This window comes from Ewingella sp. S1.OA.A_B6 (genome assembly GCF_049889095.1).
Classification (GTDB): domain Bacteria; phylum Pseudomonadota; class Gammaproteobacteria; order Enterobacterales; family Enterobacteriaceae; genus Ewingella.
Genome location: NZ_JBLJFK010000003.1, coordinates 162,712 through 188,430 on the forward strand (window position 1 = coordinate 162,712; position 25,719 = coordinate 188,430).

The following is a 25,719-nucleotide window of genomic DNA, read 5'->3' on the forward strand; positions in this document are numbered from 1 at the left end:
GGGGCAGGCATGACTGTTTTAGTCTATCTGATGGGGGCTTCCGGTTCCGGTAAGGACAGCCTGCTCGATGCGCTGCGTCACGCCTTGCCGCCGGGAGTGATAGTGGCACACCGCTACATCACCCGACCGGCAGACGCCGGTGCTGAGAACCATATTGCACTGCGCGATGACGAATACCAGCAGCGGCGTGAACAGGGATTGTTTGCCCTCGCCTGGCAGGCACATGGCTGCTGTTATGGTGTTGGCATTGAGATCGACCACTGGATGGCGCAGGGCTGTAACGTGGTGGTTAACGGGTCGCGCGCGCATTTGAGTCAGGCGGCGCAACGCTACGGTCAGCGCTTATTGCCGGTTTGTTTGCAAGTGTCGGAAGACGTATTAGCGCAGCGTTTACAGCAGCGCGGACGGGAAAATGCTGAACAGATCCGCCACCGGTTACTGCGTGCTGCGCAGTACGCCTGCGGGCTACCCACACATTGTCAGCGGCTGGACAACGACGGGCATCTGCATGACACATTGGCGGTATTTCTGCGTCTGCTCGGGCAGCCTGCGCAGGCCAATATTGATAACATTACATCTCAAAAGGTGAGCTATGAGTAACATCGTTGAAGCCCAACAAAACAGTGATGAAGAACGCTTAGCTGAACCGAAGATCGGTGCGAATGTGGTCATGAGCAAGTCCAGCCTAGGCCAGTATGTGCACATCTCTGATGATGCGATCCTGGAAGAGAGTGAGATTGGCGACTACTCCTACACCGCCGGGCATAATCAGATTTTCTACGCCAGCATCGGTAAATTCGTTTCTATCGCCAGCTATGTACGCATCAATCCGGGCAATCACCCGACCTATAACCGAATAGCCCAGCACCACTTTACCTATCGTGCTTCAGCTTACGGGCTGGGGGAAGACGACGATGCATTTTTCAACTGGCGTCGTGCGCACCACGTTACCATTGGCAATGACGTATGGATCGGCCATAACGCGGTGATCATGCCCGGAGTGACCGTCGGCAACGGCGCGGTGATCGGCACCTCAGCAGTAGTGACTAAAGATGTAGAACCTTATTCGATCGTGGCAGGCGTGGCGGCAAAAAAGATCGGCATGCGCTTTGACGACGCGTTGATCGAAAAGATCGAACGCAGTCAGTGGTGGGATTGGGATCACGATCAGCTGAAAGCGCGGATGGCGGATTTTCGCGATCTGGATCTTTTTGTCGAAAAATATCTCTGACCGGTTATCGGTGAACTTCGGAAAGGAAAATCATGCAACTGACGTTTCTCGGCACCGGCGGCGCACAACAGGTACCGGTCTTTGGCTGCGACTGCGCAGCCTGCCTTCGGGCACGGAAAAACCCAGCTTTTCGGCGACAGCCATGCTGTGCAAAACTCGATTATGCCGGGGAAGTTACGTTAATTGATGCGGGATTGTCGGAATTAGCACAACAGTTTACTGACGGTGAAATTCAGCGTTTTTGGCTTACACATTACCATATGGATCACGTTCAGGGGCTCTTTACGTTGCGCTGGGGAGTCGGAAATGCGATCCCCGTCTATGGTCCACCGGATGAAAACGGCTGCGATGATCTGTTCAGGCATCCCGGCATTCTGGATTTTCAGCCACCGTTTAAGCCGTTTACTGCCTGCCAGTTCGGCGCTATCGAGCTGATACCGCTGCCGCTCAATCACTCAAAAGTCACCTTCGGCTATTTGATTAAAACTGAGCGTGCGACCGTGGCCTATTTGACCGATACGGCCGGTTTACCACTGGCGACAGGCCAATTTTTAGACGGAATAAAACTCGACGCGCTGATCCTCGATTGCAGCCATCCGCCGCGCGATATACCGGATAAAAACCATAACGATATCCATCAGGCGCTGGCGATCCACCGTCAGTTGAAGCCGCAAAAAACCTATCTGACACACATCAGTCACCGGCTTGATGCGTGGTTAATGGGCAACGCATTAGAGGACAACGTGATCGCCGCCCATGACGGGTTGCGGCTTGAATGGTAACCGTCACTCGCGGGCGATAGCGGCGAGCTGATTGGATTCGAGAACGGTAATACCGCCTAAACCGGCGTTGAATGCCTGCCGATGCAGGGCTTTGGCGACATCTGCGGCGTCAATGGCTTTCCATTTTCCAGGCAGCAGTTTGAAAAACGGCGCGCTGAGTTGTTCGAGCAGACGTGGCGGCTGGCGTTTGCCCAGCAGTAACGAAGGTCGGGCCAGCGTCAGCAGCGGCCATTCCTGCTGGATAAGCGCCTGTTCCATCTCGCCTTTGGTACGGTTATAAAGAAAACGTGATGCCGCATTGGCACCGTTGGCACTCACCACCAGACAATGTTTTGCCCCCAACTGTCTCGCTGCTTTAGCACTGTTGACCACCAGATCAAAATCCACGTTGCGGAAAGCTTCAGCGCTACCAGCTTGTTTACGCGTCGTGCCCAGACAGCAGAGAAACAGATCGATGGGCAGATCCAGCCCGGCGATCAATGCCGGTAAATTTTCACCGACCGGATTCACCCGTTTCTTTGACGGCGGTAAAGCCCGGCGAGTGGGTGCAATCACCCGGCTGACACGTGAGTCTTGCTGTAAAAGCCGCAGCAGTTCCCTGCCAACCAGTCCACTGGCGCCCAGTAAAAGTACCTTTGCCATAGTATTTCCTTATGTTGATCCAACTTGTCAGTTTCGGCTTAACGACGCCGACACGCTATAGGACAGCTCCGCTTGCTACTCATTAAACCACAGCCTGTATACCGCAGACTCGGATAAATCCAGTTTGATCACACCACCCAGAGCTCCTAGGCTTAAGTCATTGTCAGCAAGGCAAGCGCCCTGAAGACATTTTTAAAGCATGAAATGGGAGAAATTATGAGCAAGAAAATTGCAGTCCTCATCACAAACGAATTCGAAGACTCAGAATTCACCTCACCGGCTGAAGCCTATAAAAATGCAGGGCATCAGGTCATCACCATCGAAAATAAAGCCGGGAACGTGATTAAAGGCAAGCAGGGCAAAGTACAGGTCACCATCGATAAATCAATCGATGAGGTGAAGATCGCTGATTTCGATGCCTTACTGCTACCAGGAGGCCATTCACCCGATACTCTGCGCGGCGACGATCGCTTTGTCGAGTTCACCCGCCAATTCGCCAAAAGCGGTAAACCCATTTTCGCCATCTGCCATGGGCCGCAGCTGCTTATCAATGCTGATGTGCTCCGCGGACGCAAACTCACCACGGTAAAACCGGTGGTGGTTGACGTGAAAAATGCCGGAGCCGAGTTCTTTGATAAAGAGGTCGTGGTGGATAGCGATACTTTGGTCACCAGCCGCACGCCGAATGACCTGCCCGCTTTTAACCGCGAGTCATTGAGAATTCTGTCCGCTTAATTTCTGACGATAAAGCCAGACAATGATGCAGTTCGACGTGTAGCAAAAGGGCCCGTTAGAGCGGGCTCTTCTTGTTTGTCCTGTTATCAACTCGCTTCACGGGTCCAAAACAATTTTTTGCCAAATCCCAGGGTGTTATCAGTCATTTTTATCTGGTTGAGTTTTAGCGCCCAAACCGGGGCCTTCATCGTCGCAGCGATGGGGAAATGTTGGCAGTACAGATACCGCGCTGCGGTTTCTTCCTCACCGGTAAGAATGAGCGCATCGCCACGGTACTGAATGCCTTTGATCAGCGCGATCGTTTTCGGCGCTGGCGCAATGGTGCCAACTACCTGGGGATTTTTGTGCATCAGCGTGCCATGCAGGGTTTTCAGTTCGCTCATAAAGTAGAGCGTCATGGTGCTGATATCCGCCACGTAAAAGCAGTTGGCACTCCACATGTCGCCGTCGGCGGTGGCGCACAGCGCTAAGACGTGGTGCTTGCCGAGAAATTTACCGATATGTTTTACATCATCTGCGTCATTCATGCCCTGCTCCTTAACATTCCCTGCCGTCAGTTTAGCGCGCTATGGGCCGGTGAGGTAAACTTGCGCTCACCCCTTCCCTGCTGCGAGTCAACATGTCCTCCACGTCTGAACCCACGCCCTGGTTTTTATATATGCTGCGCACGCCGTCCGGCATGTTATATACCGGCATCACGACCGACATTGAACGCCGTCTGGCGCAGCATCAGGCTGGTAAAGGCGCTAAAGCACTGCGGGGGAAAGGTGAATTAAAATTGGCGTTTCACTGCGCCGCAGTCGACCGCTCGCAGGCGTCAAAGCTGGAAATCAAAGTAAAGAAATTGAGCAAAATACAAAAAGAGAAGCTGGTCAGCGAGCACCCCACCAGCCTGACTATCTATTTGGAAGAACTGCCTGTACGGCAGTGAAGCACTCGGTTTGCTCCTTCACCTCTCACGAGGGGAAGGCTGGGATGGGGTGTGGGTTTTTTCGGAGGATTTGTGCATAAGATACAGGCGCTGTCCGCGGGCGTGGTCTGATTTTCTAAGCTGCCTGTACGGCAGTGAACTTGCTCGACCAGCTCGAAGCCGAACGCCAGCGTTTTTAAGCTGCTTGCGACCAATATTCCACAAGTCCGGCGCTAACTAATACGCAAGAGTATGTTACCTCTATTTAAATGGCGTAATTCCTCACGCCATTTAAAATATTCAAGGTAATGATTTACTTTTACGGTGCCATATCCCCGGAACGTAATTTTCTGTCGATCATTTTACGGGTCTGCGGATCATAATAGCGGCTGGGCCAAATAGTGGACGGCGGAACACCAATCGCTTTACTGATAATTAACTCTCCTTTTGGCCATGGCCGTGAAAGCGCATTCGCCAGTGTAGAAGAGCTTAGCCCGGCATTACGTGACGTCGCAGCCAATGTAGTGCCTTTCTTACGCAGCGCGGCAATAATATCTGCGGGGTGCCAGTCAGGTTTAACGCTCATAGCCCACCCCTGTATTGATGATTAAAAGCAACGAACAGGAAGTGAGAAATGGCAGAAAGGTAGGATTGTGGGACGTTTTCATTTACATCTCCTCGTAGTAATAATTACCAACACCGGAGCTGCGAAACTCTTTGGGTGATGGCTCAGACAAGGTTCGCAGTACCGGCCTACGAGGACACCGGCCAACCCTGGGGTTGCCCAGCCTGAGCCACCATTGACTGAACAGTTTAAACTGAACGGGTAATAGGTGTGCAAAGACATTAACACTTGATGCAAAACATCAAGTGTATCCTCATAAGTTTCCGGGCTGCGAAACCCGACTGCGAATTATGTCGCAGCGAGGCGACTATAGCGTAAATCGCTAAGCTAAAGAAAGCGGGTATATTTGAAATTGCGGCGAGGATTCCAGAGAAATCTTTTGATTTGCAGTGTGTTGCAGAACTGTCTACACGGCAGTGAACGCTGATTCAATAGCCGCGGCACTACACCACGATTTCTAAGCTGCCTGTACGGCAGTGAACAGTTAGAGAAGCGCGTCGCTGTGAGCCTCTCATTTCTAAGCTGCCTGTACGGCAGTGAACCGGGACGTAACCAAGCTTCTGGTTCTCCATCCTTTCTAAGCTGCCTGTACGGCAGTGAACCTACCGTGACAGTTGTTTTATCAGGCATTACATTTCTAAGCTGCCTGTACGGCAGTGAACAATATTTAGCTGATACATGTTCGATGTATTGCTTTCTAAGCTGCCTGTACGGCAGTGAACGTATCCACGAAGATTAGATCGCCAGGCTCAAGTTTCTAAGCTGCCTATACGGCAGTGAACGTGGTGTTCTGACTGTTTGCAGCGGCATTACCTTTCTAAGCTGCCTGTACGGCAGTGAACCGAAGCACTTTCCTTCGGCTTCCCCGAATCAGTTTCTAAGCTGCCTGTACGGCAGTGAACGAAGAAGCGGACGTTTACGAAACCGTTATTGTTTTCTAAGCTTCCTGTTCGGCAGTGAACTACCATCTGAATATTTTTAAGCCCCCGCATGATTTCTAAGCTACCTGTTCGGCAGTGAACGCCCCCTGTCGTCAGTAAGTATCAGCGACAAGTTTCTAAGCTGCCTGTTCGGCAGTGAACGCCGAGTCCTTAACGCCTTCCATGTACTCACTTTTCTAAGCTGCCTGTTCGGCAGTGAACGCCGAGTGGCGCAAGGTGCTGGAGCAACATGATTTCTAAGCTGCCTGTTCGGCAGTGAACGAAGCGCATCACGGCTGCCAGAGGTTTTTAGATTTCTAAGCTGCCTGTTCGGCAGTGAACTCATCAATCAGGCTGTCGTCTGCGATTACGCATTTCTAAGCTGCCTGTACGGCAGTGAACCCTTTTTTATCGCAATAAGTGCAGGCTTGAAATTTCTAAGCTGCCTGTTCGGCAGTGAACCTGAAATCAAACTTGCCTGAGTGAATAGTTGTTTTCTAAGCTGCCTGTTCGGCAGTGAACTTGCTCGACCAGCTCGAAGCCGAACGTCAGCGTTTTTAAGCTGCTTGCGACCAATATTCCACAAGTCCGGCGCTAACTAATACGCAAGAGTATTGAAGTTAATACATATTGGATCGTTTGGAATGCAGAATTGTTTTAAGTTCACTGGGTGTGAGTGCTTCAGGTATGTCTAGTCGCCTTAAAATAATTAGAAAATAGCCTATTGCAATATACTGACTATTTCTAGCATCAATAACACTTTCAAACCAATAACAATCAGTTTTTAAAGAGATAATTACAAACAAAATGCATAGGAATTTAAAATAAAAAAAACAACACGTTACATCTATTTAAATGGCGTAATTCCTCACGCCATTTAAAATATTCAAGGTAATGATTTACTTTTACGATGCCGTATCCCCGGAACGTAATTTTCTGTCGATCATTTTACAGGTCTGCGGATCATAATAGCGGCTGGGCCAAATAGTGGACGGCGGAACACCAATCGCTTTACTGATGATTAACTCTCCTTTTGGCCATGGACGTGAAAGCGCATTCGCCAGTGTAGAAGAGCTCAGCCCGGCATTACGTGACGTCGCAGCCAATGTAGTGCCTTTCTTACGCAGCGCGGCAATAATATCTGCGGGGTGCCAGTCAGGTTTAGCGCTCATAGCCCACCTCCTGTATTGATGATTAAAAGCAGCGAACAGGAAGTGAGAAATGGCAGAAAGGTAGGATTGTGGGACGTTTTCATCGTGAATTCCTTTAGCTAGTTAATAGCTACCCCAGAGTTCTCACGCTCACGGGTGGTAGCCCAGACAGGGGTGAGAATACTGGCGCTAAAGGATACCAGCCTGACCGAAGTCAGCCCTGCCTGAGCCACCATAGACATATAATTTGCCATATTCCGGCTTATCATAGGTGAGCAAAAGCTTCGATACTTTATGCACATTATTTATAGGTGTGCAGCATCGCCTTTAGGTTACCGAGTTCTCACGCCCGACTGCGAATTATGTCGCAGCGAGGTGACTATAGCGTAAATCGCTAAGCTAAAGAAAGCGGGTATATTTGAAATTGCGGCGAGGATTCCAGAGAAATCTTTTGATTTGCAGCGTGTTGCAGAACTGTCTACGCGGCAGTGAACGCTGGTTCAATAGCCGCGGCACTACACCACGATTTCTAAGCTGCCTGTTCGGCAGTGAACACGATCTTAACCGCGGTGACTAAAGGTGCCACTTTCTAAGCTGCCTGTTCGGCAGTGAACAGCATGAGTTTTGATAAGGACCGTGTCATATGTTTCTAAGCTGCCTGTTCGGCAGTGAACCCGCGTGATCACCTCGTTACGCTGGTGCACAATTTCTAAGCTGCCTGTTCGGCAGTGAACAACAGCATGCATGGTCATTGTCCGACCGCAAATTTCTAAGCTGCCTGTTCGGCAGTGAACCAGATGCTATCTATTTGGGCGGCCTGCTTAACTTTCTAAGCTGCCTGTTCGGCAGTGAACAAAACGGTAAAGGTTACATATGTAATGCTGTATTTCTAAGCTGCCTGTTCGGCAGTGAACATGATTCAACAGCCTCACGAACTGATTTGTTATTTCTAAGCTGCCTGTTCGGCAGTGAACCCGTGTAGAATCCAACACGTCATGTATTAATATTTCTAAGCTGCCTGTTCGGCAGTGAACCGCTATCGCTACCCATATACTTCATGACTTCGTTTCTAAGCTGCCTGTTCGGCAGTGAACACATCCCCTCCACATGAAGTATTCCATTTACATTTCTAAGCTGCCTGTTCGGCAGTGAACACGCTGAAAACGAATCCATAGCGCTTACAGTTTTTCTAAGCTGCCTGTTCGGCAGTGAACCATACGGAAAGGGATCGGTTTGGCTAGTGCCATTTCTAAGCTGCCTGTTCGGCAGTGAACCGTAACTGCCATCGCCGGTTAAACAAAGTTATTTTCTAAGCTGCCTGTTCGGCAGTGAACTATCAATTTGAAGATATGCAGCGTCAACGGCTTTTCTAAGCTGCCTGTTCGGCAGTGAACAAGTCGCCTTAAGACTTGGCATGGATTGGTCTTTTCTAAGCTGCCTGTTCGGCAGTGAACTAGCTGGCACCGTCTGATCTTCCGCACCCACCTTTCTAAGCTGCCTGTTCGGCAGTGAACATTTGCAGCGCTTAACGGGATACGCGCACTCGTTTCTAAGCTGCCTGTTCGGCAGTGAACGGGACGTCATCGGTCGACGTGTCCGAGATACTTTTCTAAGCTGCCTGTTCGGCAGTGAACATATGACGACTAACGACCTTGAAAACTACTTTTTTCTAAGCTGCCTGTTCGGCAGTGAACTCGTCTTAGAGAGAACGGTGAGAGAGCTGCGCTTTCTAAGCTGCCTGTTCGGCAGTGAACAGCAACTTAAGAACCGAGATAAGGTGCCTGATTTTCTAAGCTGCCTGTTCGGCAGTGAACGCCTTTGATAGCAAAAGACCTTGCATGTATGATTTCTAAGCTGCCTGTTCGGCAGTGAACCCCAGCCCTGCGTCATAGCGCGTTGTCTGCGCTTTCTAAGCTGCCTGTTCGGCAGTGAACTGCCGGTCCACGACAGCGTGTAAGTTCCAGCTTTTCTAAGCTGCCTGTTCGGCAGTGAACATATCGGGTCACTTATACAACAATCTATTATCTTTCTAAGCTGCCTGTTCGGCAGTGAACTTTATGCTCTTGACCCAATGATATTCTTCAGGTTTCTAAGCTGCCTGTTCGGCAGTGAACTGTTGAAGAAAGCGGTTATCTCCTTAAGAAACAACCGCGTTTACTCAACGGGGGCATTTACCCCTTTTTTATTCCTTTATCTTCACACTATTAATATCAACAACTTAGCAATGAGTAAAAATAAAGGGTCAGAACCAGGGGATGGTGGTGGTGGCACTCAACCCATACGCGCTGAACACACCTTCCACTGGTGAATCACGTAGTGCTCCCTGCCTGATAAACAATCGAAAACTCTCACCGGTCGAAAGGCTTTTGAGAGTGATAAACGGCAGGTTGCAACTCCTGGAGCGACTGTCTGGAATTTGCTCCAAGGCTTGATCCTCAGTCAGCCAACCTTTTTTTACTGACCGCCGCCGCAGTCTGTCGGCGCTGCTCTTCACCTGAATTCGGCTGACGGTGCGGTATTTCACACCGGCCGGTACGGCGTTAATTTCGCTGGATTCAATGTGGTCATTGACCCCTTTTCGCCACGGATGTTGGTTAAACGCCGCCAGCGTCTCTGCGGTGCCATGCAGACGAAGTATATCTCCGGGCGCTTTCCCCGCGCGTGGGAAACTGACGCCCACCTTACCGTCCGCATATTGCCCCAGCGCCCGGTGCAGTTTGGCGAACAGTGCCGCCATCAGCAACTCGCTACTAAATTCGGGATCGGGCAAGACGCGGATATCCTGATAACTGTCCATGCTTGCCCCTTATTCGCCCTTCTCACCGAAAACGCCGCCGCGGATCAGCGTCGCCATCACATAATGTTGCTGTTCGAGATCCGGCTGTTTGTCTTTCGTCACCCAGTTATCCAGCAGGGAGTAAAAATCCATTTTCTGTTTTGGTTGGCGGTAAGCTTTCCCTTTGCTGGTAACGGAGCCGTAAGGTTCGACGGCAATCGGACCGAGTTCCAGTTCCAGCGCGTCCGGATACCAGTCGTCGATGGTGCGCAGCGCGTTGCCAATTTTCTGTGAGTGCAGCGCCGCGACGTTACCCACCTGATAGAGCACTTTGCTTTTTTTGTTGTCACGGCTGCTGTCCAGAACCAGCTCCTGTGACGGAAAAACTTCCTGGCCTGCACCGAGCTGCACATAAGCTTCAATGCTGAAAAATGCCGATCCCTGCCCCGCCAGAGCTTGTTCAATCACCGCCGCCAGTGTGGCAATATCGCCCTGTGCTGCGCCAAAACTGCGCAGACTGAATGCCGCCGAATCAAATACCCAACAGGTTTTATTATGTGTCACTTTCACACTGATATTTTCCGCGCCAACGCGGTTGCGCCATAGAAAACGCCCGTTCGCGAGATTTTCCGCATAACGCGCTGCCAGCGTGCCAAAACCATGCTCGGTTCGATAGCCGTCAATCACTGCCGCCAGCGCGGCCTGATAATCCTGATCGTTACACACCGACGGCGAAGAAAGATTACCCAGCACACGCAAAGTGAACTGGAGTTTCAGGGTATCGGCATCGAAGGGTAACGCGGCCACGTCAACGCGTTGCAGATTGGGCTTTTGGATCTCAGCATCCAGCTTGGCTGGATCGGTCGATAACGCGTTTTTCATGCGGTTTGAAATCGTGCCGCGCACCGCCTTTTCTTTGATTTCAATTGGCTGGAATAGACCGGCATCACGCTCATGCCAGTTACCGGCAAACATCTGCGCATCGGAGTTCGCCAGCTTACGTTCAAAAGCCAGAACGGAGGCGGTTTTTACGGTGGTTTTGGTCATTGCGCTTTCCTTAATTCAATGATTAAAAATCTGAGTGTGATTGCAGGTCTAAGTCGGCTTCCTGCAAGGGTTGAGCGTGGCTGCAAATATAATTTTCGTCACTGTTCGGATAACGCCAGAACAGCTGATAAATGTCGTTCACGCGGTGCGGGCTGCGCCATTCACCGATACCGTAAGCCGCTTCGGCGAAGCGGAACGGCAGCGTCGGGTCGCGGGTTTTTGCTACCTCACCGGGCGCATAGAGCGGTGAAATAGCGGTATACCCAACCATCAGTGGCACCAGATATCCTTTCACCGGCTTCGGCTGGTATTGCCAGTCAGCCGCATCGTCTTCCAGCCGGTGTGCCTGATAAGCGATTGTGGAGAAATCAAGCCAGGCGTCGATCATCTCGGTCTGCGGGTCCTGCTCCAGCCGCTCAGCAAAGTGGCTCGCCAGCAGTTCTGAGCGATCGACCAGCGCGAATCCCGGCAGCGCGCGGTACATTTCCCCACGGGTAAACGACGTCAGTTCATTGGGACTTTGCGGCAGCGTCAGTACGCGCACCGGTTTCATTGACACCACGGTACCGCCCGCCAGCCGCTGCGTGACGCACAGCGCTTGCAGGTGCTGCGCCAGTTCGCTGGCCCCTGCGTCACCGTGGGCAATGCTGCCCTGACATTCGATAAACAGCGTAACCGTCATGTGCATTCGCCCTTCTTCATTGAACGGCGCGGTTTTGGCTTCTTTGGTCAACGGATTGCGGGTCTGCGAAAAATAGTAGTCACCCCGTTCGGATGCCTGATGCGCCTGAATCTGATGCTGATGGCACACCACACCGCAGCCGCTAAATGTCAGGCCGTGGCTTGGCTGAACCTTGCGCGACAGCGCGTGGGTATAACCGAGGAAGTGCGTGATGGCAGGAAATCCGTAAGTCAGGCCAGAGATCGCATTGGCATTTTCGACCTGAATATGAGGCAGAACAATCAAGTAGCTCATTGCCATTTCTCCTGCTGGGCGGCATCGAATTCGTGCAGACGCTTGCGCATTAGCACCGACCATTCTTTAAATTCCACCGCACCCATATTGAGCTTTTCGTCTTTATTCAGGCGACTGTTCAGCCAGTGAGCGACGTCGTCGGCAATGTCTGCGATCCAGTCGCCGCGTTCGCGCTGGCGTTTAAAATCCGGGTCAGTATTTTGGCGCAAAGGATCCAGCCACAGTTGCTGCGACATCTTTAGAATGCAGTTTTCCTGTTGGCTCCAGCCCTGCTGTTCGGTCAGGCTCTGAATTTCCGCCGCGTAGCTGAACAGCATGCCGATCAGTTCATCGACGTATTCAGCACGGTTCTGGCGAATGACCTGCGTGTTTTCCTGCTCATAAACGCTGCGCAGATAGCGGCGTAGATCGTTCACCACGCGGCTGACCTGCGGGGAAACGGCTGTCAAAAATGTCTTTTGTTCCGCAGGAGGTTTGAGGATTTGCTGCCATTCGGGCGGCGCACAGCGCAGTAGGTGATTTTTTCCGCCGCGTGCGCTGTTCAGATAGGAGATGTTTTGCGGCTTAGTACCGCCGACGTTTTGCACCGCAAGGTCAGGGAAAAACTGTACCTCCGCCGGATGCCACTGCTTTTCACGCCGGGCTTTACGCGCTGCGATCGACTCCTCGCTGTAACGTGAATGGCTGATACGCAGATAAAGGGCGTGGGCCAGCGAAGAGGAATACAACGGGCTGACTAGGTGATAATCGCCGGTTGCCGACACGGGGAAATAAAGCTGTTTAGCGAGCTGATGCGTTGAGAGGCTTTTGTCCGACAGCGCCAGCATGAAACCGCTGACCCACTGTGCCAGTTGGGCGTCGTTTTCTGCCAACGATGCCAGCGCCGAGTGATCGCCGCGTTTGAGGCAGGCCAGCAATGAATCGCCTTCGTATTCTGTTTGCAGCAGTTTCGCGACGTCAAGCGCAGCCGAGTTCCCGACGGCATCCACGGCGGGAGCATGCAATGTGGCGGTCGAAAGACAGACCGGTTCAGACGCTTTTACCGTGCTGTAAACGCTGCTGCCTTTGGCATCGCCGTGAAAGTATTTCACAGCATGAGTGACCAGACTGATCTGCCCGGCACGCGCAGCAGCATCCGTCAGCCAGGCGCGAACTTCATATTTTCGCTCGATTTCCCTGCGCTGTTCCAACAGCTGTAGCTGTAAAGCGGCCTGTTCTTCTGGATCAGAAATCTCCGCCCGTTTTTTTTCTGCGTCTTTGTCGAAGGCCTCAAGCTTGGGCTGCTTACGGCCTTCGATGTAGTCGGTGATGAACTGGCTTAATCCATGTATTTCCATGTTCCCTCCTTGCTTCTTGATTAATCGAGTGCGCCAAACACCCCTAATACTTCATGCCAGCGCCATCGCTTGTTTTCGTCTAGTGGCAAACAGATTTCGCCAAAGGTTTTACTGACGCGATCGAATTCCCATTCGAGGCTGTCGGCGAGTCGCTGGTAAATGTTGCTGTAGTTCATATCCATCCACGGGCTGACGCCCTGCGCGTACACCTGTTCTATTGCTTCAGCATCAAACACGCTGCTGTCTTTCCAGCCTTCAATACCCTCGTCGGGCTGACGAAAATGCGGTGTATCACCTTCCTCTTCCAGCCACAGGTAATATTGCTGGTCTGGCTGCGACTTGCGAAAGGGCGTGAGCTTTTGCAGCTCGCCGCACCAACTGACGTCATGGCGCCACCAGCGCGCCGCAAAGTTAGCGTCACACGGCTGACGCCCCAATAATTCCGGCCACAGGCGACCGTGTTCCATATCAACAAAGCTGTTAGGCGGGTCAAGCCGCTCACGTTCCTGGATCCGCGGAATAGCGCTGAGAATTTTATATTCCTCCGGCTGGAGTAAATCATTGAGATCGTGACTGGCAAACAGATTGTGGCTGCTTTCTGCGCCCGGCTTGCAATAGGCGGGGGCGAGATTTTGCAGCGCTTTGACGTTTTTATGCAGGATATGCATGTTCGGCAAAGCCGGAGCCTGTTGACGATGCCGCTGTACGCGACCAGCAAGCTGAATAAGCGAACGCATGGAGCTGGGTTCGGCAATCGCCCAATCATAGTCATGGTCGCGGCCAATCTCAGCGACGGAGGTCGCAAGCACGACAAAGATATGATGTATTTCAGGCTGCCCTTCTATGGCTTGCCGGATTTCATCCACCTGCCAGATTGCCTGATCATCGTAGCGGGTCAGGGTGGCGTCGAGACGACTTTCAATGTGCGCCCGCATCGCCAGCGGATGCTGGCTGTGATAGACGCAATAGTGCAGACGCGTGTTTTCCGGCGATCCCGTCGCCAGCAGACGCTGAGCCACAGCAACCAGTTGGTTGATATTCGCCATTCTGACTATCCCGACTGACAGCGTTTTTCCATTATCGTGCACCTGATGATGTTGCTGATGCAGCGCCAGTAATGACTGATGAATGCGTTGTGAGACGGCTTCCACCACATGATTTTCACGGGTGCTTTCGGGTGATGTCGTCACCAGAATAGTCTTGCGCAGCGCCCTGGCCTGCCGCAAAAGAGGGACGCGCATTTCGACAAACTCACGGTGCTGCGCGCCGAACGTCTTACCGCTCGGATGCTGACCTTGCGCGACGTTATGCTCATCAAACCACGCACAGCAAACATTAAGCGGTATTCCCGGCTGGCCGTTGGCCTGCTGATAATGCTTACGGCCTTCGGCATAGGCGCTGAACAATGCCTGTACCAGCGCTGGCGCGAGCGTGGCTGAGGAAAGTAAAACAAGCGAACCCAACATGCCCGCCCAGTTGACCAACCGACACAATGCAGGGAGATCGGCCATATCGAAATCATCAGGTTCATCGAGCACCAGATCGGAGGTCAGCAGACGCAGCATCGGGGCAATCTGATGCCCGCCACGCTGGCTTTCGCAGGCGGGCATCAGATGATCAATGGTGGTGACTAACACCGGCGCACTGAGCAGTTTCAGCAGGGAGTCTTTACCTTTTAGCCACTGCCCAATGCGGCCGCTATCCAGCGTTCCTTCGTAGCGCACGTACTGATGTTCTGCAAAAAGGTCGTCCGCCGACTGGCTACCGGAATTGATCGTTCCGTTTCGATCATCATTAAGCTGATGCAGTTGCTGCACCGCCTGTGAGCCAATCAGTACCGCCAGATCTTCTTTATCCAGATGCAGCTTTTCGCCCAGCGCATCGCCGGTCTGCAATGTCAGCGTGCGCAGACCGAGCGCGACGGAAAACCGGCAACCGCGTGTTTCATCCGCCAGACCGTACATTATTCGCGCATTGGCCAGCGTTTTACCGCAGCCGGTCGAGGCCATGTTCACACCGAAAAAACCGTGCTGCTGAGACGTTTCACGCAAGCCACAGGCGAGATCGAATGCTTTATCCTGCCAGCGATATTTCTGCTGAGCAGTCCGTTTTTTAAAACCTTTGTGGCGGGAGATCGCCGGGAGTGTTTCACGTAAAAACGGCAAGGTGCGCGCCAGCAAATAGGCGTTCTGACTGACGCCAATATTGTGTTCATCCAGATGCTGTTTGGGTTTGCCGGTTTTTCTATCCGTATTGGCGATGGCGGCATAGGCCGGGTCCTGCCAACCTGGCGTGGCATCAAGCGAAGAATAAAGATGGTCGGCAAGCATCAGAACCAGCCGTGCCATATGGCTGGTGAAGCGCTGCTCCAAAAAAGCATGGGGCGAAGTGATTAAGGGCAGTTGTAAGGCACGCGCCGCAAATACCTGCGCTTTATTGCGCCACGTGGTGCTCTGTATCGGCGTTCCCTGCGGGAAATGCCAGACTTCGCGCCGTTCTTTAGCGGTCCATTCGGCGTCGATATTGGTCGAGTTCCAACACGGTGCAAATTGCTCATCCAGCCAGCCCGCAATATCCGTCACCTGAGGCGGCATAGTGTAAATATCGCCCTGACCGTTTTTATCGTTTTTAGGGTAAACCGGTAAACGGTGATGCGAAATAATCAGCCATGCCACCACGCGTGCGACAGGAGGCAAACCCGAGAGCGGGCTGTCATGGCTGACGCCCGTTGCATCCCGTAACAGATTCTCCAGCATGGTTTTCTCACTGTCAGCGCTGACCTGTTGTAACGCAGTCAACCACTGTGCATCCGTCTGAGTACTGACGAATGCCTGAAACATTCGTACGGAGATCCATTCATGGCGAAAAGGCTCGAAGCGTTTCCCCTTGCCTTTTAACTTGTCCTGAAATAACTGATTGGCCTTGCCGAAATCGTGAAATAGCCCGGCTATGGCGGCTAACAAACTGATGGTTTGGGTAGCATGGAATGAAGTTTCGGTGGCGGATTTTAGAATGTCGCGCTCTGTGGTATGCGTCGGCACCGACCCTTTTTGATTAAACTTACGGATATTACCTACAATCCAAATAATTTCGGTCTGATTGTTAGACTTAATCCAATGGCAGGCTATCGCGGTGTTTCTGCGGGCTGTTTTCTTAAGTAAACGGCGTAACGTATTTAGCCCTTCCAGGGTGATCGCCGTTTGCCATGTACGCCTTCCTTTACGTTCAGCAAACTGATCGATGATTCGACGGGTTTCCACCAGCGCTTTTTTATTACACTCAGAGACTAATAATATATTCATCGGTGCTGACTTATTTTTTGTGCAACGTCTTGTACTGTTTCAATCATGGTATCTAAGGCATCGGCTCGCTGGAAATTACTCAGGCAGCGCTGGCGGAATTCCTGTTCGTCATCGCCATTCATCGCTGCAATAAAAGCCTGAGGCAGAATTAGCGCATCCTTAATCAAATCCGCAACGTCAAACACCAGCCCTCCGCGTCGTGTTTTGCCATGCATGACGGCAAGGCCATGCGGCAGGCCAATCACCCACACGGCCGTCGCGGCCAGCCCGTAAGCCAGATAGTTACCATGATCGAGAAAACGGTTAGCGAGATCGACACCACCGCCACGTTTGGCTCGGGTGAAATCGCCATAACTGGCTGCCGTCGCTGCTAGCTTATAAAGGCTTTTGGTCAGCACCGCTTCCTGCGCCATTAGCCCGGTAATGGTATGACACTCAGGCAGACTGCGTTCAAAACGTAATAACGTTGATTCTATTCGGGAATGATCAAGTTTAAACGCATCTTCACGCGACATTGTTGCGCTAAACCAGTGCTTACGAATTTGCGCTATACGAACCTGCTGAAATGCCACTGCCGCGGCCAGTCTTTTCTGTTCATCGAACCAGAAACTGACCCAATATTGCAGATACTCCGTCGGGCGATATTCACTTTGCGACGTTAACCATGAGACATTCACTTCGACTTCATTGGCAGAAAAAAGCGGCGTTCCACCCCCGCCGCAGAACCCAACCAGAACACCGGCTCTGGCGAATTCCCGCATTGCGGCCTGCGTCACTGAGGTCCCCGTTCCCAACATCACAACGGTGGTATTAGCGATAGGGATATTCCAATAAAGTGATTGTTTCCCTTCCTCCGTCACATATTCAACCCGCCCACCGTTCACTAAAACACGGCAATATTGCAGATAGTAAATATTGGACCGTTTAGAATGCAGAATGGTTTTAAGTTCACTGGGCATTAACGCTTCGGCCATTTTAAAGTCCTTTTCGATAGTTTTATAAAAATAATAACTTATAAAATAGACCGATTAGATCGAACATCAATGATTAAATATATTGGGTATTTACATGCTGCAAGCTAAGCCAGAAGATATTTTTATTTCTAAGCTGCCAGTGCAGCAGTGAACTGTTGAAAAATACGCTATCCCCTGCGTTATTAGCGTGCTGCAATGACTTTAATCTAAAATCAATGCGTTAGAACGGGTAACAAAAGGGAGTTTTAAGAAAGGTGTTGTGAGCCAAAAAAGCGGAGGAGTCTCCGCTTTAGGTATTATTCGTCATCGCTAAAATCAAAACCGATTAAATGCAGCCGGGAAAGTGACTTCGCCGTGGGCGTCAGTCAGGGCGTCTTCGGTCAGGGTGTAAAGCTGAAAGGCGGCTTCCGTGTCCGGCCAGCGGCAGTGAAGATCGTGTGCTGCGGCGGATTTGAAACCGAAACGTCCATAGTAGGCTGGGTTACCGAGAACGACGACGGCGGCGTATCCAAATTCATTGAGGGAATCCAGACCTTCGTAGATAAGCTTCTCACCTACCCCCTGACGACGCAGAGACTCCTCAACCGCCAGCGGTGCCAGCCCGACCCAGTTGCGGTCTTCACCTTTGATATCCACCGGACAGAAGGCGACGTAGCCGACCACGCTTCCTTCATCGTCAGTCGCGACCACGCCAAGCGTCAGCAGCCCATCTTCACGTAGCTCTTTGACCAAATCTGCTTCGCCGCTGTTGGGAAATGCGGCGCGCAACAGGCGGTCAATGCCAGCGGCATCAATAGGTATTTCGGTGCGAATTAACATGTTTGCACTACCGGAGCCACAGGCTCGCGGTCCTCTTGTAAACCGGCTTCGATAAAGTCAGCAAGACGCATCAGGCCACTTTTCAGCAGAACCGGCATGCTGTCCAGATCAATGGCGTCCATCAGATTTTTTACGTTCAGACCAAGCTCGGTGTCGCCTTCAATACGCAGGCGACGCTGGAAGAATAACGTATCGGGATCTTGTTTGCGGGCGGCGATCAGCACCAGGTCATTGGCGTTGCCACTGAAGCTGACATCTGCTTCGCCGTGCTCACGAATTTGCAGCTTGCCCTCTTCAACGCTCATCAGCCAGTTTAGGTTGAGATCGCTGACCTCAATTTTTAACCAGCGACCTTCGAGGAAGTCGAGTTCACCTTCAGCCAGCGCCTGACGGAACTGCCAGCTCAGCACTTGCTGCAAAACCTGACGCTGTAGCGAAAAAGGCGTGAATTTTAATGGCACACTCAACAGGGAGGGTCCCTGGCGCACCATACGTGCTCGTAGTTTTTGCAACACTGGCACTACTCCTTTAGGTACTTTTCGGAAACTGATTAGGTCAAGATATGCGCCCTATTTTGCCACATCGTCCATTTAGTTCAGCGGCCTGCATCAATAAATACTGCAACAGAAAGAAAACGCATACAACCTCCCGCTAAGGCATACCTCTGGCCAACTCGGCAGAAACTGGCTCAAATCAAAATATTGCATTCATAGCTTCACTAAAATGGTCGACCAGTAAACGCTCCCTGATAAATGATTTACGTCAGCGGATTCTCCCCTTTTCACTCTTGCCGGCACAGTTATTGCCGGTTAAAGCCAGGAACAGACGATGGAGCTACTTTGCCCGGCGGGCAATTTGCCTGCGTTAAAAGCGGCAATTGATAATGGAGCCGATGCGGTTTATATCGGCTTAAAAGATGATACTAACGCCCGCCACTTTGCCGGTCTGAACTTTACTGAGAAGAAATTGCAGGAGGCGGCAAATTACGTCCACCGTCGCCACCGCAAGCTGCACATTGCGATCAATACTTTTGCGCATCCGGATGGCTATCAGCGTTGGGAACGCGCCGTGGACATGGCGGCGCAGCTCGGTGCTGATGCACTGATCCTCGCCGATATTGCCATGCTTGATTATGCTGCAACCCGTTACCCGCACGTCGAACGCCATGTCTCGGTGCAGGCATCAGCCACCAATGACGAAGCTATTCGTTTTTATCAGCGCAATTTTGACGTCGCCCGCGTGGTGTTGCCGCGCGTGCTGTCAATGCACCAGGTACGCCAGTTATCACGCAGCAGCGTCGTCCCGCTGGAAGTGTTTGCGTTCGGCAGCCTGTGCATTATGGCCGAAGGGCGCTGCTATCTGTCTTCTTATCTGACCGGCGAGTCCCCCAATACGGTCGGAGCCTGTTCTCCGGCACGATTTGTGCGCTGGCAGCAGACGCCGCAAGGGATGGAGTCGCGTCTGAATGACGTGCTGATTGACCGTTATGACGAAGGCGAAAATGCTGGGTATCCGACGCTGTGCAAAGGCCGTTATCTGGTCGATGGCGCCAAGTATCATGCGCTGGAGGAACCCACCAGCCTGAATACGCTGGAGCTGTTACCGGAACTATTCGCTGCCAATATTGCCTCGGTAAAAATCGAAGGCCGTCAGCGCAGCCCGGCCTATGTCAGCCAGGTGACGCGCGTCTGGCGAGCCGCTATCGACCGTTTTATGGCCGATCCGCAAGGCTTCACGACGGACGCAGAGTGGATGAAACAGTTGGGTTCTATGTCGGAAGGTACGCAAACTACGCTCGGCGCGTACCATCGTAAATGGCAGTGATCGCAGGGAAAATGATGAAATACTCTTTAGGGGCCATTCTCTATTATTGGCCAAAAGCCGAGGTTGAGGCCTTTTATCAGGCCGCAGCCAGCAGCAGCGCAGATGTGATTTATCTCGGGGAAAACGTCTGCACCAAACGACGCGAGATGAAGGTCAATGACTGGATGGAGATCGCCCGTCACTTAGCGGCCAGTGGCAAACAAGTGGTGTTATCGACGCTGGCTTTGTTGCAGGCACCGTCTGAGCTGAATGAGCTGAAACGCTACGTCGAGAACGGCGAGTTTGTTATCGAGGCCAATGATTTTGGTGCAGTCAATATGGCCGCAGAGCGCAACCTGCCGTTTGTGGTCGGCCATGCGCTTAATTGCTATAACGCAGTGACGCTGAAGATCCTGCAACAACAGGGGATGACACGCTGGTGTATGCCGGTCGAATTGTCCCGAGACTGGCTGGTCAATCTGCTGAAGCAGTGCGAAGCGCTGGGCATCCGCGATAAATTCGAAGTGGAGGTGCTGTCTTACGGTCATCTGCCACTGGCCTATTCCGCTCGCTGCTTTACCGCGCGTTCGGAAGATAGGGCAAAAGATGACTGTGAAATCTGCTGCATTAAGTATCCGCAGGGCCGCAAGGTGTTGTCACAGGAAAACCAGCAAGTGTTCGTGCTCAACGGTATTCAGACTCAGAGCGGCTATTGCTACAACCTCGGCAATGAGATGACGTCAATGGAAGGTTTGGTGGATATCGTCAGGCTATCGCCGGAAAGTCAGGAAACGCTGAAGGTATTGGAATCATTCCGCACCAATGAACACGCCCTGACGCCACTCAACCTGACCGACAAGACCGACTGCAACGGTTACTGGCAGCGAGTCGCCGGGCTGGAACTGGTGCGTTAGTTTTGGCTAATTAAGGGCAGATGCCTGCCCTTATGTGTGGCGTTCTATCATCTCAGTCATTCTTCAGCGGTTTTTTACGGTACAGCATGCTGCGCAGGCGGCCGCTGTCGCGCAATATCCCCAGCCCAATTCCCAGTACGGTATAAACCGCCCCCAGCAGAAGTAACATCAGCATGTCACTGCCCACCTCACTGAACGGCAGGCCCATCTGGTTCACGCCGGCGATGGCTTTGGTTGCCCAGGTCGAGGGCAGCATCGACGAGATAGCCCGCACCCAGTCGGGCATTGCCTGCAGAGGCCACAGGGTTCCGGAGATATAAAACACGGGCATGGTAATGAAAGAGAGCGTCAGGTAGATCATCTCCACGCTGCGCAGACACTCCGTCACCAGTTTTCCCAGCCCGAGAACTGCCAACAGGAAGGGGAACGTCAGCATGATGATCTCAGGAATACTTGCCGTTTGCCGGTAGCCCAACACCCACGGCCACAGAATAAACAGGACAATCGACAAGAACAGCCAGATGGGGATCAGCGCCGATAACCCGCCAAGAAACACCGGAATGCCGGGTTTTCCGTCAGGCGCACTGTTGAGCGTAATGTTAACGCGCACGCTGGCAATCAGCAGGGAGTGCTGTAACAACATGACCAGCAGGCCAGGAAAGATGATCGCCGCAAAGCTGATACCCGGGTTGAACAGGTCCAGCGTCTGGCCGACGATCGGGGTGATCAATACGCTGGCCTGTTTGGCGGTAAAGCCACTACGCATCAGGAGATCCGTGTTGTATTGCATCAGGATCGACTGATAGGCCGCCACCACATCCTGCTGGATCTGGCCGTTCGCCAGGCGGTTGGTGGCATCGCCATACACCGGGATCACAATATCTTGACCGGCGAGGATCTTCTTCTCCAGATCGACCGGCATGATGATCACCGCAAACAGTTTTCGCCAGGCCAGGTCTCGCTTCGCCTCCTCAACGCTGTCGTAGCTGTTAACTTTGATTTTTGACGTCGCATCCAACTGGCGGGTCAGCAGACGGCTGGCGCTGCTGTGGTCCTGATCGACCACCGCGACCGGCAAGTCCCACACAGTGCGGTTAGCGTATACCGTGCTCATAACGCACAGCGAGAGCAGCAGCATCAACCACATCGGCCTGTCGAGCATGCCAATCAGGACTTTGGTGAACGTTTTCCAGTAGGTTTGCAGCCATTGACGCGTGGTCATTTTCCCGGCTCCTGTTTTTTCAGTCGCAGGTATAAGCGCTTATGCACCAGCAGGCCGGTGAGCAACGGATAAATCAGCAAGATAGCGCAAACGCTGAAGATGGCACTGGCAGGAACCTGGCGCAGGAAGATATCGAACATGGCGTACAGCGCATGCGTCAGGGGTTCAATGTTGGAAATGATGCGAGCAGGCCACGGCATTGAGAGCTCAGGAACTGCCATACCCGAGAAGGTCAGCGCGATACTAACGAAAATCCCCATCATGGTGTACGCGGTGATCGTGGTACGGGTAAAAGTAAACAGCAGCAAGCCCATGCTCTGCGCGGCGATCACATAAAAGAAGCTGATCAAAACCATAAATAACGGATCACCGCTGACGCGTGCATCAAAGAAGCCAACCAGCATGGCGATTTCTACCATCAGTAAGGTGGTAAAACACAACGTATAAGGTGCCAGCTTTCCCAGCAGCGCGAAGGTAAATGAAGGTGCCGCCAGCAGCGACTGGCTTCGGGCCATCACGTAGATCATGCAGGTAACGGTAAAGAGTTGGATCAGGTGGATCGTGGCGGCAAATTGTTGGTAATAAATGTAGCTGCCACTGGCGTTGAACAGGCTGCCATAAGAGAGCTCGACGCTGGCCAGAGGCGGCACGTTTTTACCGATTGCATTAGCAATGATTGAACGATATTGAGTGTTGAGTTCAGTGATAAGTCCGCTAAAGTCCTGCGTTGAATAGAGTCCGGCTCCGTAAAACAGCGCGTTGTAATAGAGCACTACGCTGGGCTGTTTGCCAGCGAGGGCATCAGCTTCAAAGTCTGGCGGAATGTAGAGCAGCGCGTAATCCTGCGCGGTACGCAGCCGGTGCTCGGCTTCTTGCAAGCCACCATCAAAGGCCTGAACATGGGCGTGCGAACCGGCATCAAGTTTTCGGGTTAGGGTTTTCGACAATGTACTGTGGTCGCTATCAACTACCGAAACGGGCAGATCAAGCAGCGTTCCTTCCGAGAAGTTACTGCTGATGAGAATGAACAGCAGCAAAGGAAATATCCAGCCCAGCCAGTGGATCACCGGTTGACGAAAAGCATGATGCGTTTCGCGGGCGAAAGAACGTGAAAAGCAGCGCCAGCTGGCTTTGAGCCGGTACATTGCCACTACTCCTTCCAGTTCCACAGAGCGCTCATTCCCTGCCTTAAATTAGGAATAGGTTTGAGTGGATAGAGACGGACTTCAAACGTTTTCAGGTCAAAGTCGCCGGTGGCACGCGTGGCACGTTTAGTGGCGTAATCCCCCAGCGGAGCGATATAACGCACGTCGGCGTCGATCATCTGGTCATTCAGCGCCGGAACGCGGATCCGGACTTTGTCACCTTTGTGCACACCCGCCAGAACATCTTCCCGCAGGTTAAAAACAAAATAAGCATCTGGCAAGCGGATCAGAGTCAACAGCGGGCTGGATGCACTTTGCAACTCCCCAACTTCCGCCGGGATCGGACCCACCTCACCATCAACGGGGGCTTTCACCTGCAGGTCATCGGTCTGCACTTTGACTTCCAGCAGCTCTTCCTCAGCCTGCCGCAGTTGGGCAGCATAGCTCTCACGCTGCTCGGCGCGATCGCCGTTGATACCTTCATCCAGATTGGCTTTTGCCACTAATACCTGTTGATAGGCGCTGTCACGCGCACGACGGGAGTCTTCTAAATCTGATGCCGAGATGAAACCTTTGGTGGCCACTTTGGCGTTGCGATTATATTGATCGCGGGCATTTATGTATTCGGCCTGCGCCTGTGACAGCGTGGCCTTCAGGTTGCGAATGCTCTCTTCACGGGTACCGTTGGCCGACAAATCCAGCTGCGCTTTGGCCTGGTCGCGTGCGGCTTCCAGCGAGCGCAACTGCGCCATCAGTTCGGGGCTGTCGAGAGTGATCAGAAGCTGTCCGGCTTTAACATCATCACCGCGTTCAACATGACGTTCAATGACGCGACCTTTAGCTTTGGACGCAACAATAACCTCAGGGGCATCAACCTCACCCTGTAATAAGAGATCCTGGTTATTTGCGCGGAAAAGAACCGCCAGCGAAATGGCCACTGCGACCAGCAACAGGGTCAATAATATTCTTTTACTCATAGTATTAACTTCCTTTATCACTGCCAGCGGTAAATCTCAGCCCGACGGGGATCGGTACGGATCGTTGGCATTTCCTTTTCCATTGAGCCTGTTCCCTGCCCGCTGCTTCTTTAGGGGATGAATAAAGCGCAGGCATAATAACGGGATGCAGAGAGGCTTTTTTAACACGAAACGGCATATCCATTAAATTATAAATCAACCTGTAAATATTCGTGCAGATTCGCATTCCTGTTGCCCCAGAGCACAAATGAAGTATTCAGCTAAAGTTTATTAGGTGATACTCACCTGTATAATTAGCGGGCGAACAGGTTTGCCCCTCACCCATTAACGAGTGAGTGATAATCATGTCTGAGAAAATAACAGTCCCTCTTTCCGTGCTGGATCTGGCACCGGTACCGCAGGGTTCTTCACCGAAACAGGCTTTCCATTCTTCTCTGGAGTTAGCCCAACACGCTGAAAAGTGGGGCTATCAGCGTTATTGGATGGCAGAGCATCACAACATGACCGGTATCGCCAGTGCCGCGACTTCGGTTTTGCTTGGGTTCATTGCCGGTGGCACCAAAACGATTCGCGTGGGGTCGGGTGGCGTCATGCTGCCTAACCACTCGCCGCTGGTGATTGCGGAGCAATTCGGTACGTTGGCGACGCTCTATCCCGACCGTGTGGATCTCGGCCTTGGCCGCGCGCCAGGTACCGATCAGCGCACCATGGTAGCCCTACGTCGTCATCTTTCCGGCGAAGTAGATAACTTCCCACAGGATGTGCAGGAACTGCAGCACTATTTTGCCGATGTGCAGCCAGGTCAGCCTGTACAGGCCGTACCGGGTCAGGGTTTGCATGTGCCATTGTGGTTGCTGGGCTCAAGTCTGTACAGCGCACAGCTTGCCGCAGCTTTGGGTCTGCCATTTGCTTTTGCGTCACATTTTGCGCCAGACATGCTGTATCAGGCGCTGGCGATTTATCGCAGCCAGTTCAAGCCATCGGAACAATTGCAAAAAGCGCACGCCATGGTCTGTATCAATGCCATTGCCGCAGATACCGATGAAGAAGCCCGTCGCATGTTTACGTCCAATCAGCAGCAGTTCATCAATCTGCGTCGTGGTAATCCGGGTAAACTGCCTGCGCCCGTCGATAATATAGAAAGCCTGTGTTCTGCATCGGAACGCTTTGGTGTTGATCAGGCGCTGCGGCTGTCGGTGGTAGGCAATAAAGAGACGGTCCGGGCAGGTCTGCAAACCATACTCCGTGAAACCGAAGCGGATGAATTGATGATCAACGGCCAGATTTTCGATCAGCAGGCGCGGTTGCATTCATTCGAAATTGTCTCTCAATTGCAGAATGATTTGGTCCGGGAAGTGCGTATCGACTGATTTCGTGAACTGTTTTCATCCTGCAATGACAAATACGACAAACATAAAAAAACCCGCCGAA

At 52.2% G+C, this 25,719-nt stretch carries 24 protein-coding genes and 2 CRISPR repeat arrays; of the genes, 8 read left to right on the forward strand and 16 right to left on the reverse strand.

Annotation, left to right across the window (positions count from 1 at the left end; genetic code table 11):
• The first annotated feature begins 9 nt into the window (after positions 1 to 9).
• Genes phnN through phnP form a run of 3 tightly spaced genes read left to right on the forward strand, consistent with a single transcriptional unit; the run spans position 10 to position 2,013 of the window.
• Positions 10 to 600 carry a ribose 1,5-bisphosphokinase gene (phnN, locus tag ACMV8I_RS10505; RefSeq protein WP_498865171.1) on the forward strand — a complete coding sequence of 197 codons (591 nt, stop codon included), beginning with the start codon at positions 10 to 12 and terminating at the stop codon, positions 598 to 600.
• Entirely contained in the window at positions 593 to 1,231 is a 639-nt protein-coding gene (locus ACMV8I_RS10510; RefSeq protein ID WP_498865172.1) for a DapH/DapD/GlmU-related protein, read from the forward strand. Before phnN ends, ACMV8I_RS10510 begins: the two co-directional genes overlap by 8 nt.
• Positions 1,232 to 1,263: 32 nt before the next feature.
• The gene (gene phnP / locus ACMV8I_RS10515; protein WP_498865173.1) at positions 1,264 to 2,013 is read left to right on the forward strand and encodes a phosphonate metabolism protein PhnP; all 750 of its coding nucleotides are present in this window, start codon (positions 1,264 to 1,266) and stop codon (positions 2,011 to 2,013) included.
• A gap of 3 nt (positions 2,014 to 2,016) precedes the next feature.
• Here phnP and ACMV8I_RS10520 read toward each other — a convergent pair whose 3' ends face one another.
• Positions 2,017 to 2,655, reverse strand: a complete 639-nt coding sequence (locus tag ACMV8I_RS10520; RefSeq protein ID WP_498865174.1) for a Rossmann-fold NAD(P)-binding domain-containing protein — start codon at positions 2,653 to 2,655, stop codon at positions 2,017 to 2,019.
• Positions 2,656 to 2,871: 216 nt separating this feature from the next.
• On the opposite strand from ACMV8I_RS10520, the gene ACMV8I_RS10525 reads away from it, so the two are divergent.
• Positions 2,872 to 3,390 carry a type 1 glutamine amidotransferase domain-containing protein gene (locus tag ACMV8I_RS10525; protein WP_498865175.1) on the forward strand — a complete coding sequence of 173 codons (519 nt, stop codon included), beginning with the start codon at positions 2,872 to 2,874 and terminating at the stop codon, positions 3,388 to 3,390.
• Between the two features lie 86 nt (positions 3,391 to 3,476).
• Here ACMV8I_RS10525 and ACMV8I_RS10530 read toward each other — a convergent pair whose 3' ends face one another.
• On the reverse strand, positions 3,477 to 3,917 hold the full coding sequence (locus ACMV8I_RS10530) for a YhbP family protein (RefSeq protein ID WP_498865176.1): 441 nt from the start codon (positions 3,915 to 3,917) through the stop codon (positions 3,477 to 3,479).
• Between the two features lie 92 nt (positions 3,918 to 4,009).
• Here ACMV8I_RS10530 and ACMV8I_RS10535 point away from each other — a divergent pair, with 92 nt between their 5' ends.
• Positions 4,010 to 4,321: a GIY-YIG nuclease family protein gene (locus tag ACMV8I_RS10535; RefSeq protein WP_498865177.1), complete on the forward strand. Its 312-nt coding sequence runs from the start codon at positions 4,010 to 4,012 to the stop codon at positions 4,319 to 4,321.
• Between the two features lie 298 nt (positions 4,322 to 4,619).
• Here the strand turns inward: ACMV8I_RS10535 and ACMV8I_RS10540 are convergent, their stop codons facing one another.
• From ACMV8I_RS10540 to ubiT, 11 genes are all read right to left on the reverse strand, one after another.
• Entirely contained in the window at positions 4,620 to 4,886 is a 267-nt protein-coding gene (locus ACMV8I_RS10540; protein WP_498865178.1) for a helix-turn-helix domain-containing protein, read from the reverse strand.
• 493 nt (positions 4,887 to 5,379) lie between these two features.
• Positions 5,380 to 6,368: a CRISPR direct-repeat array (repeat unit 28 nt; unit sequence TTTCTAAGCTGCCTGTTCGGCAGTGAAC).
• A 382-nt stretch (positions 6,369 to 6,750) separates the two neighbouring features.
• Positions 6,751 to 7,017, reverse strand: a complete 267-nt coding sequence (locus tag ACMV8I_RS10545; protein WP_498865179.1) for a helix-turn-helix domain-containing protein — start codon at positions 7,015 to 7,017, stop codon at positions 6,751 to 6,753.
• A gap of 98 nt (positions 7,018 to 7,115) precedes the next feature.
• On the reverse strand, positions 7,116 to 7,298 hold the full coding sequence (locus ACMV8I_RS10550) for an ash family protein (protein ID WP_498865180.1): 183 nt from the start codon (positions 7,296 to 7,298) through the stop codon (positions 7,116 to 7,118).
• A gap of 224 nt (positions 7,299 to 7,522) precedes the next feature.
• Positions 7,523 to 9,110: direct repeats of the CRISPR family, unit length 28 nt; unit sequence TTTCTAAGCTGCCTGTTCGGCAGTGAAC.
• A 128-nt stretch (positions 9,111 to 9,238) separates the two neighbouring features.
• Positions 9,239 to 9,793, reverse strand: coding sequence for a type I-F CRISPR-associated endoribonuclease Cas6/Csy4 (gene cas6f / locus ACMV8I_RS10555; protein ID WP_498865181.1), 555 nt, complete (start codon positions 9,791 to 9,793; stop codon positions 9,239 to 9,241).
• A gap of 9 nt (positions 9,794 to 9,802) precedes the next feature.
• Complete coding sequence (gene csy3, locus ACMV8I_RS10560) at positions 9,803 to 10,819, reverse strand: type I-F CRISPR-associated protein Csy3 (RefSeq protein WP_498865182.1); 1,017 nt, start codon at positions 10,817 to 10,819, stop codon at positions 9,803 to 9,805.
• Between the two features lie 22 nt (positions 10,820 to 10,841).
• Positions 10,842 to 11,795: a type I-F CRISPR-associated protein Csy2 gene (gene csy2, locus ACMV8I_RS10565; RefSeq protein WP_498865183.1), complete on the reverse strand. Its 954-nt coding sequence runs from the start codon at positions 11,793 to 11,795 to the stop codon at positions 10,842 to 10,844.
• Complete coding sequence (gene csy1, locus ACMV8I_RS10570) at positions 11,792 to 13,132, reverse strand: type I-F CRISPR-associated protein Csy1 (RefSeq protein WP_498865184.1); 1,341 nt, start codon at positions 13,130 to 13,132, stop codon at positions 11,792 to 11,794. The genes csy2 and csy1 overlap by 4 nt, the downstream gene beginning before the upstream one ends.
• Before the next feature lie 20 nt (positions 13,133 to 13,152).
• Positions 13,153 to 16,434, reverse strand: coding sequence for a type I-F CRISPR-associated helicase Cas3f (cas3f, locus tag ACMV8I_RS10575; RefSeq protein WP_498865185.1), 3,282 nt, complete (start codon positions 16,432 to 16,434; stop codon positions 13,153 to 13,155).
• A complete protein-coding gene (cas1f, locus tag ACMV8I_RS10580) occupies positions 16,431 to 17,408 on the reverse strand; it encodes a type I-F CRISPR-associated endonuclease Cas1f (protein WP_498865186.1) in 978 nt (325 codons plus the stop codon). Before cas1f ends, cas3f begins: the two co-directional genes overlap by 4 nt.
• Positions 17,409 to 17,723: 315 nt before the next feature.
• The gene (locus tag ACMV8I_RS10585; RefSeq protein ID WP_498865187.1) at positions 17,724 to 18,227 is read right to left on the reverse strand and encodes a GNAT family N-acetyltransferase; all 504 of its coding nucleotides are present in this window, start codon (positions 18,225 to 18,227) and stop codon (positions 17,724 to 17,726) included.
• Positions 18,221 to 18,742: a ubiquinone anaerobic biosynthesis accessory factor UbiT gene (gene ubiT / locus ACMV8I_RS10590; protein ID WP_498865188.1), complete on the reverse strand. Its 522-nt coding sequence runs from the start codon at positions 18,740 to 18,742 to the stop codon at positions 18,221 to 18,223. The genes ACMV8I_RS10585 and ubiT overlap by 7 nt, the downstream gene beginning before the upstream one ends.
• Before the next feature lie 313 nt (positions 18,743 to 19,055).
• Here ubiT and ubiU point away from each other — a divergent pair, with 313 nt between their 5' ends.
• Complete coding sequence (ubiU, locus tag ACMV8I_RS10595; protein WP_498865189.1) at positions 19,056 to 20,051, forward strand: ubiquinone anaerobic biosynthesis protein UbiU; 996 nt, start codon at positions 19,056 to 19,058, stop codon at positions 20,049 to 20,051.
• Positions 20,052 to 20,065: 14 nt separating this feature from the next.
• Positions 20,066 to 20,944 (forward strand): U32 family peptidase, encoded by an 879-nt coding sequence (locus tag ACMV8I_RS10600; protein ID WP_498865190.1) that lies wholly within the window; start codon positions 20,066 to 20,068, stop codon positions 20,942 to 20,944.
• A gap of 52 nt (positions 20,945 to 20,996) precedes the next feature.
• Here the strand turns inward: ACMV8I_RS10600 and ACMV8I_RS10605 are convergent, their stop codons facing one another.
• Genes ACMV8I_RS10605 through ACMV8I_RS10615 form a run of 3 tightly spaced genes read right to left on the reverse strand, consistent with a single transcriptional unit; the run spans position 20,997 to position 24,288 of the window.
• Complete coding sequence (locus tag ACMV8I_RS10605; protein WP_498865288.1) at positions 20,997 to 22,148, reverse strand: ABC transporter permease; 1,152 nt, start codon at positions 22,146 to 22,148, stop codon at positions 20,997 to 20,999.
• Positions 22,149 to 22,162: 14 nt separating this feature from the next.
• Complete coding sequence (locus ACMV8I_RS10610) at positions 22,163 to 23,311, reverse strand: ABC transporter permease (RefSeq protein WP_498865289.1); 1,149 nt, start codon at positions 23,309 to 23,311, stop codon at positions 22,163 to 22,165.
• Positions 23,312 to 23,316: 5 nt separating this feature from the next.
• Positions 23,317 to 24,288 (reverse strand): HlyD family secretion protein, encoded by a 972-nt coding sequence (locus tag ACMV8I_RS10615; protein WP_498865191.1) that lies wholly within the window; start codon positions 24,286 to 24,288, stop codon positions 23,317 to 23,319.
• 344 nt (positions 24,289 to 24,632) lie between these two features.
• On the opposite strand from ACMV8I_RS10615, the gene ACMV8I_RS10620 reads away from it, so the two are divergent.
• A complete protein-coding gene (locus ACMV8I_RS10620) occupies positions 24,633 to 25,658 on the forward strand; it encodes a luciferase-like monooxygenase (protein WP_498865192.1) in 1,026 nt (341 codons plus the stop codon).
• The last annotated feature ends 61 nt before the right edge of the window (positions 25,659 to 25,719 follow it).

Coding starts and splice junctions, on each gene's coding strand:
- ACMV8I_RS10545 (WP_498865179.1), bottom strand. CDS start 7,017: ATGAGCGCTAAACCTGACTGGCACCCCGCAGATATTATTGCCGCGCTG.
- ACMV8I_RS10600 (WP_498865190.1), top strand. CDS start 20,066: ATGAAATACTCTTTAGGGGCCATTCTCTATTATTGGCCAAAAGCCGAG.
- ACMV8I_RS10585 (WP_498865187.1), bottom strand. CDS start 18,227: ATGTTAATTCGCACCGAAATACCTATTGATGCCGCTGGCATTGACCGC.
- ACMV8I_RS10510 (WP_498865172.1), top strand. CDS start 593: ATGAGTAACATCGTTGAAGCCCAACAAAACAGTGATGAAGAACGCTTA.
- csy2 (WP_498865183.1), bottom strand. CDS start 11,795: ATGAGCTACTTGATTGTTCTGCCTCATATTCAGGTCGAAAATGCCAAT.
- ACMV8I_RS10520 (WP_498865174.1), bottom strand. CDS start 2,655: ATGGCAAAGGTACTTTTACTGGGCGCCAGTGGACTGGTTGGCAGGGAA.
- cas1f (WP_498865186.1), bottom strand. CDS start 17,408: ATGGCCGAAGCGTTAATGCCCAGTGAACTTAAAACCATTCTGCATTCT.
- ACMV8I_RS10530 (WP_498865176.1), bottom strand. CDS start 3,917: ATGAATGACGCAGATGATGTAAAACATATCGGTAAATTTCTCGGCAAG.
- ACMV8I_RS10550 (WP_498865180.1), bottom strand. CDS start 7,298: ATGTGCATAAAGTATCGAAGCTTTTGCTCACCTATGATAAGCCGGAAT.
- csy3 (WP_498865182.1), bottom strand. CDS start 10,819: ATGACCAAAACCACCGTAAAAACCGCCTCCGTTCTGGCTTTTGAACGT.
- ACMV8I_RS10525 (WP_498865175.1), top strand. CDS start 2,872: ATGAGCAAGAAAATTGCAGTCCTCATCACAAACGAATTCGAAGACTCA.
- ACMV8I_RS10535 (WP_498865177.1), top strand. CDS start 4,010: ATGTCCTCCACGTCTGAACCCACGCCCTGGTTTTTATATATGCTGCGC.
- ACMV8I_RS10620 (WP_498865192.1), top strand. CDS start 24,633: ATGTCTGAGAAAATAACAGTCCCTCTTTCCGTGCTGGATCTGGCACCG.
- cas3f (WP_498865185.1), bottom strand. CDS start 16,434: ATGAATATATTATTAGTCTCTGAGTGTAATAAAAAAGCGCTGGTGGAA.
- ubiU (WP_498865189.1), top strand. CDS start 19,056: ATGGAGCTACTTTGCCCGGCGGGCAATTTGCCTGCGTTAAAAGCGGCA.
- phnP (WP_498865173.1), top strand. CDS start 1,264: ATGCAACTGACGTTTCTCGGCACCGGCGGCGCACAACAGGTACCGGTC.
- ACMV8I_RS10610 (WP_498865289.1), bottom strand. CDS start 23,311: ATGTACCGGCTCAAAGCCAGCTGGCGCTGCTTTTCACGTTCTTTCGCC.
- csy1 (WP_498865184.1), bottom strand. CDS start 13,132: ATGGAAATACATGGATTAAGCCAGTTCATCACCGACTACATCGAAGGC.
- cas6f (WP_498865181.1), bottom strand. CDS start 9,793: ATGGACAGTTATCAGGATATCCGCGTCTTGCCCGATCCCGAATTTAGT.
- ACMV8I_RS10615 (WP_498865191.1), bottom strand. CDS start 24,288: ATGAGTAAAAGAATATTATTGACCCTGTTGCTGGTCGCAGTGGCCATT.
- phnN (WP_498865171.1), top strand. CDS start 10: ATGACTGTTTTAGTCTATCTGATGGGGGCTTCCGGTTCCGGTAAGGAC.
- ACMV8I_RS10540 (WP_498865178.1), bottom strand. CDS start 4,886: ATGAGCGTTAAACCTGACTGGCACCCCGCAGATATTATTGCCGCGCTG.